Source organism: Alteromonas sp. Mac1 (assembly GCF_001562125.1).
In the GTDB taxonomy this organism is placed as follows: Bacteria; Pseudomonadota; Gammaproteobacteria; order Enterobacterales; family Alteromonadaceae; genus Alteromonas; species Alteromonas stellipolaris.
Genome location: NZ_CP013932.1, coordinates 1,716,073 through 1,729,892, shown reverse-complemented (window position 1 = coordinate 1,729,892; position 13,820 = coordinate 1,716,073). Strand labels below are relative to the sequence as shown.

8 protein-coding genes are annotated in these 13,820 nt (G+C 43.7%); 3 read left to right on the top strand and 5 right to left on the bottom strand.

Annotated features, from left to right (window positions below; all coding sequences use genetic code 11):
* Positions 1-8: 8 nt before the first annotated feature.
* The 3 genes from AV939_RS07295 to AV939_RS07285 form a co-directional block, all read right to left on the bottom strand.
* On the bottom strand, positions 9-1,616 hold the full coding sequence (locus tag AV939_RS07295) for a carboxyl transferase domain-containing protein (protein ID WP_061997430.1): 1,608 nt from the start codon (positions 1,614-1,616) through the stop codon (positions 9-11).
* Positions 1,617-1,691: 75 nt separating this feature from the next.
* A complete protein-coding gene (locus AV939_RS07290) occupies positions 1,692-2,861 on the bottom strand; it encodes an isovaleryl-CoA dehydrogenase (protein ID WP_057792460.1) in 1,170 nt (389 codons plus the stop codon).
* Entirely contained in the window at positions 2,858-3,265 is a 408-nt protein-coding gene (locus tag AV939_RS07285; RefSeq protein WP_057792458.1) for a MerR family transcriptional regulator, read from the bottom strand. Before AV939_RS07285 ends, AV939_RS07290 begins: the two co-directional genes overlap by 4 nt.
* A 268-nt stretch (positions 3,266-3,533) precedes the next feature.
* Here AV939_RS07285 and AV939_RS07280 point away from each other — a divergent pair, with 268 nt between their 5' ends.
* Both AV939_RS07280 and AV939_RS07275 read left to right on the top strand, forming a co-directional pair.
* Positions 3,534-4,709 (top strand): thiolase family protein, encoded by a 1,176-nt coding sequence (locus AV939_RS07280; RefSeq protein ID WP_057792455.1) that lies wholly within the window; start codon positions 3,534-3,536, stop codon positions 4,707-4,709.
* Between the two features lie 327 nt (positions 4,710-5,036).
* Positions 5,037-6,497, top strand: coding sequence for a diguanylate cyclase (locus AV939_RS07275; protein ID WP_082746039.1), 1,461 nt, complete (start codon positions 5,037-5,039; stop codon positions 6,495-6,497).
* Positions 6,498-6,604: 107 nt separating this feature from the next.
* Here the strand turns inward: AV939_RS07275 and AV939_RS07270 are convergent, their stop codons facing one another.
* Complete coding sequence (locus tag AV939_RS07270; protein ID WP_061997429.1) at positions 6,605-8,260, bottom strand: FapA family protein; 1,656 nt, start codon at positions 8,258-8,260, stop codon at positions 6,605-6,607.
* A gap of 148 nt (positions 8,261-8,408) precedes the next feature.
* On the bottom strand, positions 8,409-9,842 hold the full coding sequence (sbcB, locus tag AV939_RS07265; RefSeq protein ID WP_061997428.1) for an exodeoxyribonuclease I: 1,434 nt from the start codon (positions 9,840-9,842) through the stop codon (positions 8,409-8,411).
* A gap of 154 nt (positions 9,843-9,996) precedes the next feature.
* Between sbcB and AV939_RS07260 the strand changes: the two genes are divergently transcribed.
* Positions 9,997-13,674 carry an ATP-binding protein gene (locus AV939_RS07260; protein ID WP_061997427.1) on the top strand — a complete coding sequence of 1,226 codons (3,678 nt, stop codon included), beginning with the start codon at positions 9,997-9,999 and terminating at the stop codon, positions 13,672-13,674.
* Positions 13,675-13,820 lie beyond the last annotated feature (146 nt).

The following is a 13,820-nucleotide window of genomic DNA, read 5'->3' as shown; positions in this document are numbered from 1 at the left end:
CCCTCAAACTACATACGAAAGACACCGAAGCGGGTGTCTGGTATAGGTTGATTTAATGCCGCAGATAACGATAGACCTAACACCGTGCGGGTGTCAGCAGGGTCAATCACGCCGTCGTCCCATAATCTGGCCGAGGCATAATATGGATGTCCTTGTTTCTCGTAGGTATCGATAACCGGTTGTTTGATGGCGTGTTCTTGTTCATCGGTCCAGGTTTCGCCGGCACGTTCTTTTTGATCGCGTTTTACTTGCGCCAATACCCCAGCGGCTTGCTCGCCGCCCATTACTGATATGCGGGCATTAGGCCACATGAATAAGAACCTGGGGTCGTACCCACGGCCACACATGCCGTAGTTTCCTGCACCAAAACTACCGCCAATCAAAATGGTAATTTTTGGTACTTGGGCACACGCAACGGCGGTCACCATTTTGGCTCCGTGTTTTGCTATCCCGCCATGTTCGTACTGTTTTCCCACCATAAAACCGGTGATATTTTGTAAAAATACAAGGGGTATCTTACGCATTGCACACAATTCAACAAAGTGTGCACCTTTAAGCGCGCTTTCGCCGAATAAGATGCCGTTATTGCCGATGATGCCTACTGGATAGCCGAAGATGCGCGCAAAACCACATACTAATGTAGTGCCATATAAAGGCTTGAATTCATCAAAGTCTGAATCATCGACTACCCGAGCGATAATTTCTCTTACGTCGTAAGTCTGCTTTGAATCGGCAGGCACAATACCGTAAATCTCTTTGGCATCGAAACGTGGAGGCTTTGGCTCTGCCACATCTAACGCGACATTTTTAGTACGGTTAAGCCTAGATATCGCATTTCTAGCAAAAGATAGCGCGTGATGATCGTTATTAGCTAATTGGTCTGCCACCCCTGAAATACGGGTATGCACATCACCACCGCCAAGCTCTTCGGCGCTTACCACTTCACCTGTCGCGGCCTTCACTAGGGGCGGTCCACCTAAAAAGATGGTGGCTTGTTCTTTTACAATGATGCTTTCGTCCGCCATGGCGGGTACGTATGCACCGCCAGCTGTGCATGACCCCATCACCACCGCAATTTGCGGAATATTCTTTGCCGACATATTGGCTTGGTTAAAGAAAATGCGGCCAAAGTGTTCTTTGTCAGGAAACACTTCATCTTGATAGGGTAGGTTGGCACCACCTGAATCTACCAAGTAAATACAGGGAAGGTTGTTTTCTTCTGCAATAGTTTGTGCCCGTAAGTGTTTTTTCACGGTAAGCGGGTAGTAACTGCCGCCTTTTACCGTGGCATCATTAGCCACTATCATGCATTCAATGCCCGACACGCAACCAATACCGGCTACTACACCTGCGCAAGGTACATAATCATCGTACACTTCCCATGCCGCCAATTGGCCTATTTCTAAAAAAGGTGTGTTGTCGTCAATTAAGGCGTTAATGCGATCTCGGGGAAGTAATTTTCCACGCGCTTGATGGCGCTGGGCAGCTTGTGCACCGCCACCCATTGAAACTTGTTCTATTTTTGCAACCAAGTCGTTTACTTGTGCTTGCATATGCTGCGCGTTGGCAACAAAGGTGTCTGATTTAGTATTTATCTTTGAACGTAGAACGGGCATACCCCCTCCTGATTGTTCAGCGCAGCTTAAAAATGACTAAGACTGCGCAGTCTGTCGTTAAATGTGAGCGCGTGTTTATTTTGATTCGTTAAACAGCTCGCGGCCAATAAGCATTCTGCGAATTTCTGAGGTTCCTGCGCCAATTTCATATAACTTGGCATCTCTTAATAATCTGCCGGTGGAGTACTCGTTGATATAACCGTTGCCACCTAAAAGCTGAATAGCGTCTAAGGCCATCTTGGTGGCTAATTCTGCAGAATATAAAATGGCGCCTGCGGCATCTTTTCGGGTGGTATCACCGCGGTCGCAAGATTTTGCAACGGTGTACACATACGCTCTAGCGGCGTTCATTTGCGTATACATATCAGCTACTTTGCCCTGAACAAGTTGAAATTGACCAATAGACTGGCCGAATTGTTCTCGGTCATGAATATAGGGTACAACCACGTCCATGCAGGCCTGCATAATGCCCAAAGGGCCGCCTGACAATACTAAGCGCTCGTAATCTAGCCCACTCATTAATACCCGTACGCCTTCGCCTTCCTTACCTAGAATATTTGTAGCAGGTACTTCACAGTCTTGAAAAACAAGTTCACAGGTGTTTGAAGAACGCATGCCTAATTTGTCGAGCTTTTGTGCGCGGGTAAAGCCAGGAAAATCACGTTCTACAATAAATGCCGTAATGCCCTTAGGCCCAGCCTGTGGGTCTGTTTTTGCGTAAATGACAAAGGTATGGGCATCTGGACCATTGGTGATCCACATTTTGTTGCCGTTTAAGATGTATTTATCACCGCGCTTTTCAGCACGTAATTTCATACTCACTACATCTGAACCCGCATTTGGCTCACTCATGGCTAACGCACCAATGTGCTCACCAGACACTAACTTGGGCAGGTATTTCTCTCGTTGTTCGTCGTTTCCGTTTCTAAAAATCTGGTTTACACATAAATTAGAATGAGCACCATAGCTCAGGCCAATTCCCGCGGATGCTCGGCTCACTTCTTCCATTGCTATGGTATGGGCTAAATAACCCATATCGGCGCCGCCATATTGCTCTGATACCGTAACACCCAATAAACCCATTTCACCCAGCTTGGGCCATAATGCATTGGGGAATTGATTATTAGCGTCGGCTTCTTCCGCTAAGGGTGCAATTTCATTTTGTGCAAATTGAAAGACTTGGTCGCGCAATAAATCAATATCTTCGCCAAGATCAAAGTTCAGTGTAGGGTAAGAGGTATTCATGCAATTTTTCCTTGTTCTAATTCCGCTAGCTCTTCACGGCATCGTGCTTCTACTTCATCGAGTTCTTGCATCAGGCTTTGAATATCTTCAAGTTGCTGATGAAGTACAGCCCGTTTTTGTGCGGTCATTTCTAACATAGTGCCTAGCTGAACGGCGGAATTGGCGTTGGTGTCGTACATCTCAAATAAGGTTTTAACTTCTGCTAGGGAAAACCCCAATCGCTTCCCTCTAAGAATGAGCATTAATCTCACTCTATCTTTGTTGTCATACACACGGTTTTGCCCGGTACGCTTGGGGCTAAGTAACCCTTGCTCTTCATAAAAGCGAATGGATCGGTGAGTTATATCGAACTCCCTTGCCAGTTCACCTATAGCGAATACCGACTCTTTCTCGTTGTTATTCATAACACGTACCTTTGGTCTTATGTCTATGTCTTATGCTCTTTACAAAAAGACTTTCCCTGAATGGAAGGGGTTTCTTGACACTAAATATATTGAGGTTTACGTTAACGTTAATTACCTTTTACGTTAAGGTAAAGTAACATTTTGCTAACGTCAATTTTTCATATGTGAGATAGTTCGCTTATCTAAACATGGGTGTCTACATTTTTATACGAAAGTAAAGTTAGTTGAATATTATTCCATAAATTACAAGTGGTTAGGAGTTCAAGTGATGAGTAGTGAAACAGTAGTGATAGTAGCAGCGAAGCGCACACCAATGGGAGGCTTCAATGGTAGTCTGTCTGGGGTAGCAGCCACCGAACTAGGTGCCACTGCCATTAAGTCGGTGTGCGACACATTCGATGTAAACCAAGTTGATGAAGTTATTATGGGGTGTGTTCTGCCTGCTGGCTTAGGTCAAGCTCCAGCTCGTCAGGCATCGTTAGGCGCAGGTCTTCCTCTTAGCGCAGGCGTAACAACCATTAATAAAGTTTGTGGTTCTGGTTTGAAAGCGGTAATGCTGGCTCACGATCTAATTAAGGCGGGTAGTGCTGAAGTGGTTGTCGCTGGTGGGTTCGAAAGCATGAGCAATGCGCCTTATATGTTGCCAAAGGCAAGAACAGGCTATCGCATGGGGCACGGACAAGTACTAGACCATATGATGCTAGATGGCCTTGAAAATGCCTACGACGGAAAGGCGATGGGATGTTTTGCCCAAGATACTGCCGATGCTGAAAATATTACGCGTACTCAAATGGATGAATTTGCTCTGAACTCGCTTTCAAAAGCCAATGAAGCGATTAACAGCGGCAGTTTCAAAGACGAAATCGTAAACGTGACTATTTCTGGTCGTAAAGGCGATGTGGTCGTTGATACTGATGAAGGCCCAGGGTCTGCGCGACCTGAAAAAATTCCTTCTTTGCGCCCTGCGTTTAAAAAAGATGGTACAGTCACCGCAGCAAATTCTAGCTCTATATCAGATGGCGCAGCGGCTTTATTAGTGATGAGCGAATCTAAAGCGCAAGCGCTGGGATTAACGCCGCTTGCAAAAGTGGTGGCGCATGCTACGCATTCTATAGAGCCAGAAAATTTCACGGTAGCACCGGTTGGTGCGATGGAAAATGTGCTCTCAAAAGCAGGTTGGTCTAAAGACGAGGTCGACCTGTTCGAAATTAACGAAGCCTTTGCCATGGTAACAATGCTGGCTGTTCAAAAACTGGGATTAGACGAGCGAAGAGTGAATGTGAAAGGTGGCGCATGTGCACTTGGCCACCCCATTGGTGCGTCGGGTGCGCGAATTCTAGTTACCTTGCTGCACGCGCTTAACCAAAAGAAAGCGAAAAAAGGCATCGCCTCTTTATGTATTGGTGGTGGGGAAGGCGTAGCACTTGCTGTTGAAATGCTATAAGCAAGCTTGATTGACATCAAAAAAAGCATGACTTATTAGCAAATGGCACCGCAAACCGGTGCCATTTGTGTTCTAATTATTCTAGAAGCGTTCACTCTGTATCGCTAATAGGTTCATTTTCTTATTTAAAAATGTCGAAATTTTAATCTGTTATCTTGGCATTTAGTAACTATGAAGCGAAATGGCAGGTACATTGCCTAAATTTTGGCTGAATGTGCTGGTATCGTGATTTTTTAGTTTAGACCGATGTTGCATTTGCAGGCGCTAAGTTAGATACTCTGGTATGCGATTTTTCGCATTTTACGTATTTGTATTTAGGTGGTCTTTTTGATTTCTTTCAGGTGTTTACGCCTTGTCTTCTTAGCAATTTTGCTTACGCTTCCTTACTCAGTGGAATTAGCAGCACAAGCGCTTCAACAGAACATTTCTCAACCACAATCGATGAATAACACGGCTCCTCGTGAGGTGACGTATTGTGTTGATCCCGACTGGGCACCTTACGAAGCTATACGAAATAATAATCATGTTGGTATTTCTGCCGACTACATTCAGACTATTTCTGAGCTTTCTGGCTTAACCTTCAAGCTTGTGCCAACTCAATCATGGGAACAAAGTTTGGCGTACGTACAGCAAGGTACCTGCCAGGTCATCTCTATGCTGAATGTTTCTGACTTTAGAAAACAGTTTCTCGATTTCTCTGCGCCATACTTTGAAGCACCTAATATTTTAGTTGCCCGCTCAGGCACGCCTATTTTGCAAGGTTACGCAGGCATTGGCCACAGAACCGTTGGGGTCGTGAAGGGGTACAGGCAAGTAGAATACATATCTAGGCATTATCCAGAGTTAAGACTCAAGCTAGTGCAGACGGAAAGTGAAGGGCTTGCTGAACTGGCAAGGGGGGACATCGACGTTATGGTGGGCTCATTATTAAGTGTGAACACGCATATCAATAATCAAAAAATAGATAACGTGAGTATTGTTGGGTATGCCGAACCGTTCGACTCACTTGCATTCGGCGTTAATAAATCTTCTCGCGATATTATTCCTATTTTAAATACTGCCATTGCAACCATTCCAGAGAACCGAAAGGTTGATATTTATAAGCAGTGGAACAACGTTCAGGTTCGTTATGAGCGGAATTACTTCAAACTAGTAGTAACTACGTGTTTCGTACTACTGGCCATTGTTTGCTTAGTGTGGCGCAATAGAACCGTTTCACAATTTAAACGTTTAACGAAGCAGAAGAATGATGAAATAGAATCGTTGCAAACTACTTTGCTAGACCGAAATCGAACCCTAGAATTTTTGTCAGCCCACGATACGCTGACTGGGCTTTATAACCGCAATCACATGATTCAAAAAGCAGAAGAAGAAATTTCTCGCTTCCACCGTTTTCATACTACCGCATCGTTAATTGTTGTGGAGATTGAGGTTAAACGTGATTGTCGGGGTGAATTAAGTGAGTTCGATAGAGAAAATATTTTAAAGCAGGTAGCGTCTCAATGTCTTGCGACCGTAAGAGAAGTAGACATTGTGTCACGCTTCACCGGTGAGCAGTTTATCATTTTATGCCCACAAACTGCCTTAGATGCGGGGCGGGTTCTCGCGGACCGATTAGTGGAATGTATCGATCAAGACGTGCTTAACAACAATACGAAAATGCAAGTTAGTGCGGGCTTAGCTGAACTAAAAGAAAGTGAAAACTTCACCGATTGGCTTGAGCGCACAACGAAAGCCTTGTATCACTCAAAAAGGTTGGGGATCGCAAAGGTATCAGTAGCAGACTAACGTGCAATGAAAGCGCCGTTCAGCCTGCTTCAATAAACGCTAATACTCTTTACATCTTGCCTAGCGTCTTAGGTATTAGCGTCTTAGGCTTTAGAAATAATAGCGTTTTAGATGATAGGTTCGTAATGCCATTGATGAGAATCATAATGAATGTGGGCTCTTTCATACTCACGCTCTGAGCGCCAATTACGATTGTTCAATTTGGCTGTTACACCAGGGTAGAGCTTCTTATTGGCAATTAGCTTGATATCTTGTTGGTACTGAATTTTCGCATCGTTAATTTCTAGCACTTTCATTTCAATCCAATCAAGCAATGCATTTTCGTTATTGAACATTTCAAGGGCTTCAGTCACTTTTGTTTTAAGTTCTTTAGGCACTTTTTTACTTTTCAAAATATCAATTTTTTCTTTGTGCTTGCTGTTGTTTTCGCGAAGTTGGCGAACAAGCTCATCTAACGCATCTTTGCGTTCAAGTAGTTGTGCAAAGCCTGGGCTAAAATCAACTTTAAGCATACTGCCAGATACCGCACCAAGGGTGCCAGCCTCTATTCTATCTTGGCTTACGATATCGCAAGCAAACAAGTTACCCATTGGCTTGTCTATTTGACCCACAATAACTGCACCACCACAGTGGAGCTTACTGTAAGCTAATTGACGGCCAACAGTAATGTTGCCCGAACACTGAATTTCGATACCTTGACCATGCTGAACGTGAATACTGCCTTTCGCTATAAGGTGGCAGTTGAATTCACCCGCACTGTCATTTACTTTCCCCATAGCACCTTCGGTGATAATAATATCGCCACCAGATTCAATGTGAGCAGACTCTACAAAACCGTTTATGGTAACGTCGCCTTCTGCTTTTATTTGCATTTTTTCCGTCACGTCGCCATTGACCAGCACTGCGCCTTCATAATTTACGTGACCTGTACCCACATTTACTCCGTTACATATATAGGTATCGTCGATATTCATGGTTTGGTCTTGGTATTTAGGCATACCTGCAATGGATGACACCAATAAATTTTGATCGTCATCGGCCTGAACGGTGCCAGTGCCTTTGCGAAACTCTATCCATTCACCAGGAACAGGAGGTAGCTTGCTACCGCGCACATCGAAGCCACTTCTGCCTAGGGTAGGCTCAGTTCTGCGAAGTACGGGTGTGTCTACTTTGACGCAGATAACCTCACCTAGGTTTCGCATATCAACCCGCTCACCTTCATTGGTTTGCGGTTTTAATATACGTTCAAGTGCATTAGGCACTAAAGGAATAAATCGAGAAGAACGGCCATTTCTAGCAGGTAGGCCTTTCGCTACGGTACGCTCAATAACAGTGCCTGGAGGTGATTTTCGCGCTTCCATCAACATGGCTTCGATAACTCGTGTGCCAAGACCTCGATGGATATTATTTTTAAAGGCTAAAGACTTGATGGTGTTTAACGTGGGAGATTTACCACCGTAAGGTGACGTGATCACAAGGTTAGCTGTCATTGCGTCTTCAGGAATACGAAACTCTATTTCAGCGTTCCTTCTCTCTCCAACTCGCTCTTGGACCAAGGTGTTATCACCGGTTTTAAAGTAATGATTAGCAGTATCACAAGCCGATTTTAAAGCCGCATCTGAAACGTATAACCGTTTAGTTTCACCGGCTGCTAACTCGGCTTTTACTTGGCGTATATCTATTTCTTTAGAAAACTCTGAAGGGTTTAGCGTCAGGTTTATATGAGTTCTTGTTTTATCAAAGCTTATGGTTACGCCGTTCATTACTACATTCATCCTTTGAGCCGTCTTGCTTACTTTTCTATAGTCAATATCGACCTTAACGCTGCAGACTTAAGCGTGTTTATGCATTATTGTGATTACAATAATGCATTAGACATAAGTTTAATGTAATGCGATTCGTTGCGTCTCGTCAAAGGTTTTCGGCATATTGAAATAATGCTCTTAATATCGCTTGTTTTTCGGGATTATCAACATGTTCATGAGCAAGGCGTTCTAACGTGCTCATATAATGCTCAAGCGTAATCGATGCTGGTGAAGTGGAGTCGGTTAAACGCTCTTGTCGATGTCGTTGCCACTTCAGCGTTTCATCATAGGTAAGTGTTGACGGGTAATTACGCGCTCTATATCTAAACAATAAAGCCCTAAGGCCTACATGCTGAGTGTCTTCAGATAAGGCGCCAAGTTGTTCTGGGCTTGATTCCAGTACTTTATCGCACCAATGGCGATCTTCAGTACTTAAAAAACCTCCGCTATAAAGGGCATGATCGATATCTTGCTCTTTATCATCTGCGTCGTTTTCATACACTTTTGACAACTTCATGCCTAAGTCACGCTCTTGCGCCAAAATACGGTAATTTTCAAGGCAGGCATCTCTGTCTAACCCTAATCTATGCGCGTTATCTTCTGTCATTGCTTTTGCAGTAGTCACAAAAGGAGAGCGGTTAATATGAATGAGCTTCAACCCAGGGCGCAAACTATTGGCATCACTGCCAGGCTCATAGCGCGCGTAAAGTTTGGCTTTTATCTCTTCAGGAGAATCGTTAAGTAAGCTATCGATAGGCTTTGACAAGTCTACGGCAATAATTGCGTTACTGTTGGTAGGGTGTTTAGCAACAGGCATTATCCACGTACAACACCCTTGGCTAGCAGGCAACTTAGCTGAAATATGCAACAAAACGGAAGGCTTAGTTAAATCAAACTGGTTAGCCACATTATGCTTACTACGAAGCGAATAAGCGTATTCGAATAATCTAGGCTGCTTTTCTTTAATGAGCTTTGCTAAGGCGATAGTGGCGTGAACGTCACTTAATGCATCGTGAGCGTTCTCATGACTTATGCCGTTTTCTTTGGTTAAGTGTTCTAGCTTGAAGCTAGGCGCACCATCTTCACGAGCTGGCCAGTTTATGCCATCAGGGCGAAGTGCATAGCATGCTCGCGCTAAATCTATAATATCCCATCGGCTATTTCCATTTCGCCATTCTCTGGAATAAGGGTCATAGAAGTTTCGGTAAAACAAGAAACGAGCGACTTCATCATCGAAGCGTATGCTATTAAACCCCAAACTACAGGTGTTGGGGGTCGACATTTCTTCATAAATACGTTTGGCAAAATCAGCTTCGTTCGAGCCGTCACGTAAGGTTTGTTGAGGCGTAATGCCGGTAACCAAACAGGCTTCAGGGTGGGGCAAGTAATCGTTAGCGATGGCGCTCATGATATTAATGGGCTTACCAATAATATTAAAATCCAGATCGGTTCTAATAGCGGCGAACTGACAAGGTAAATCTTTTTGACCACTGGTACCGAACGTTTCGAAATCGTACCAAAGAAAGCTAGGTTCGTGCATGTTCTAGGTTACATTTTTGAATAAGTGTCATCATGCTGGCAGTGTACACTGCGTGGGTTTGAATACCAAACCTAGCTATTCAAAACGAATTTAATCTATAACTTGCCAATCTGTAAATCTGAAACTAGTTTTTAATGTATATCAGATAATTGGAATGTATTTCACCTTGGCAGCGGTTATAAAACAGAAACTGGGAGCAAAGTATTCCCAAAAAATGCTGGGCTTCGCTGTTATTGGGGCAATTTTAGTTACCATGGTTGTGGCCCTTTTATTTGAAAGTAATCTTTCGCAAAGCGTTTTAGATGATGTGTCATCCGAGTTAAATCATCGAACAAGTGAAATAGAGGGCTTTACCCAACGCCAAGCCGCCCAATATGCCGATAATTTAAAATTTCTACACGCCACACCGCCGATATCTGGTATTCCCCGTGCGACTGAAAATGGTGGCATAGATCCCAAAGAAAATACCAGCTTTGCGCTGTGGAAAAAGCGTTTAGAGACAATTTTTATCGCCTTTATAGAAAACAACGAAGAAGTTGATCAATTACGAGTTATCAGCATAGATGATGGCAAAGAGATACTGCGTGTAGAACGATCTGGCGGCAAAATATCCGCGTTAGCCGATATGGATTTACAAGAAAAAAGCACCAGAGACTATTACAAAGAAAGTGCCCAGTTATCTCGTAATGAACTGTATATGTCAGGCATTAGCCTTAACCGTGAATACGGTAAAGTGGAGTATCCTTACAAACCTGTAATACGTTTGTCATTGCCTATCTTTAGCGAAAGCGGCCACAGGTATGGTTTTATTATAATGAATGTAGATATCTCCACTGCATTGGCAGGGGTGAATCAATTCATATCTTCTCCCCAGCAGTTTTACCTTACCAATGATGAAGGTTTCTTCATAATACATCCGCAAAAGCGCTTTAATTTTAGCAAAGATCTAACGCCAGACGTAACATGGGACACGCAATTTACATCGCCAATTTCAGAAGGTACTCGGTACCTAAATATGCGTGTAGATGGTGTTACCAGTGAAGTTTTCGTTGCTAGTCGTAAGGTGATAGTCAGCAATTCACCGGGGCGGCAATTTGTCTATGTACATCTTGCGCTTCCTGCAAAAACTATTGCCAGTTTAATGAACGAAAGGCGATTGGCGGTTTACGGTTTTCTGTTGGCAATGTCTATCTTGTTCGCAGCGGTATTACTGTTTTTTCATCGTAGTGCTAAAAAGAGCTATGAACTGGCAGAAGCTCGCGGTGAGTCGGCAGCCATTGTGGCAGGGTCAAGTGACGCTATAGTCAGTATGGATATTGCAGGCACAGTAAAAAGCTGGAACATGGCCGCAGAGCGATTGTTCAGACTGCCAAGTTCGACCATATTAGGGCATCATTACAGTGCGTTTGCGTCGATACGCCCCATATCTTGGGATAAATACCTAAATGCTGAGGTAGCGCGAACCGGCTATTTTCAGGATGAAATTTTATATAAACAAACATCAGGTATTGAGAATTGCTTAGCGGTTACTGTGTCTCCCATATGGGGTGAGCAAGGTCAATACTCAGGCGTGGCAGTGGTTTTACGAGACATCACTGAAGAACGTAATACCCAACGGGCCATCGAGAAAAATAATCTAGAACTTGAAGAAAAGGTACAAAGTCGTACTAAGCAACTAGCAGAAGCACGGGATGAAGCGCAACAAGCTAGTCAGGTAAAAAGTGCGTTTATCTCAAGCATCAGTCATGAAATGCGGACCCCTTTAAACGGTATAGTTGGGTCGCTCAATTTGTTAAAACGTCAGCCTCTTTCTTCTAAAGCGGAACAGCTCGCGGCTATGATGGATGTGAGTTGTAACAATTTGAGTGTGTTAATTAATGACATACTAGATATGTCGAAAATTGAAGCCGGGAAATTAGATTTAAACGTGCAAGCGTTTAACCCTGTGCAATTAATAGAAACATTATCTTCATCATTGGCGGTACGAGCCCACAACAAGGGTTTAGAGTTTCTTGTCGATACCACAGGGTTAAAAGCTGAAACCTTGGTGTCAGATCCACATCGTGTTTCTCAAATTATTAGTAACTTGGTGAATAATGCCGTCAAATTTACCGAACGGGGGCATGTGGCGCTTACTGCATCACTTAAAGGCAGTGACGAGGGCAAAGTGCAGCTTCATGTGTCGATAACCGACACGGGTATTGGCATTGCAAAGGAGCACCAGTCAAAGCTTTTCACAGCGTTTACCCAAGCAGATGCTTCTGTTGCTACACGATTTGGTGGCACAGGATTGGGTTTATCAATATGTAAACAGCTCAGTGTTTTATTGGGCGGAGATATCGATTTTTCTTCCACACAAGGCCAAGGAAGTGTCTTTTCATTTTGGGTTGCAGTAGATGATGTTACTTCCGCTGATAGTCAGCAAAGCTTGGCGTTATCTAATAAAATGGACGGTTTGCGTTTAGCTGTATTTGCTCAGTATCCACCGCTTGCACAAAACATCAATACCTTAATCACTAGCGAAGGTGGTAGCAGTGTAGAAACCTATACCGACATCGTGTCTTTCGAAGAGGTTCCTTGGGAAACCATTGATGTCATCGTCACCGATTACAACAACCCCATATTGTTGGTAGTAGACGAAAATTGGGAAAACTTGGCGAAGCAAATATCCATTCCACGCATCTGTATGTTGCAAAGCATTGGAAAGCAAACCACGTATTACGCTAACTTTACCCCGGCTATTTTAACAAAACCCTTGCTGAAATCTGAATTTTTAAAAGTCGTTGATAGCGCTTCTTCGAAGTTAATAGAAAATCAACCTACACATCACGTAGAATCGAACGCGACGGATATAGAAAAAGAGAGTATTGCTGGGGCTCATGTGCTTATAGTGGATGACAACGCTATCAATATAGAAGTGGCGAAAGGGGTACTTGATAATTTGCCCGTTTCGGTGAAAATTGCCAGCCACGGTGAACAGGCGTTAGATATTGTTAGGGAATGCGAAAAAGAAGGGCACTATCTTCATTGTATTTTGATGGACTGCCAAATGCCCATAATGGATGGATATAGTTGTACTAGCGCTATTCGAGATGGCCGCGCAGGGCAGGTACATCAGCAAATTCCTATTATTGCTATGACAGCCAATGCGATGTTAGGGGAAAAGGAAAAGTGCATTGCAGCAGGCATGAGTGACTATGTCACCAAACCTATAGTGGCAAGCATGGTAGAGCCTAAAATTATCAATTGGATCCAGTCTGCGTACAGCCCCCAATTTCTAGGTAAATCGGTACTGGGCGATACACAAGCAGCGCATGGCGAATATGCAAGTGAGCGTCCCGCTTTGGCGGCGTCATCGGGCTTTACGGAGTCTTCTCCAGTTTCTCCACCTTGTTTATCTTCGTCGCCTTCCTCAGTATCGACACCATCAACACCATCAACACCATCAACACCTGTGATATCTATCTCACATATGACACCCTCTTCGTCAGAAGGAAGTGATACACCCGTTTGGGAAAAGTCACGCGCCTTGTCACGGTTGGCGAATAACCAGGTTTTATTCGATAAAATATGTGAAATGTTTATTGAAAGCGTGCCTAGCAAATGTGACGAAATTAAAGCTGCTGTAAACGACAAAGATGTCTCTAAAATTAAACTGGTGTCTCATACCATTAAAGGAATGGCGGGTGATATTGGCGCTGTGATGGTGCAACGTCGTTTTAGTGATATTGAGCGACTCGCCAAGGATGAAAAGTTGCTAGAAATAGACAATGTATTGCCAGATGCCATTAACGAGATAGCCGTATTTTTGAATGAGTTAAAGGCAGCCTAATTCAGTGTGCTATGTGACATTTGTGGTAAGTGCGCAATTTGCTTTAAACAGCTGCTTAAAATCCAGTTTTAGTGAGTAAAATCGAATAGAAAAAGTAGCTGTCATAGCCATAGTCTACTAGGCTTAAAGCGTAACAAAATAATTTG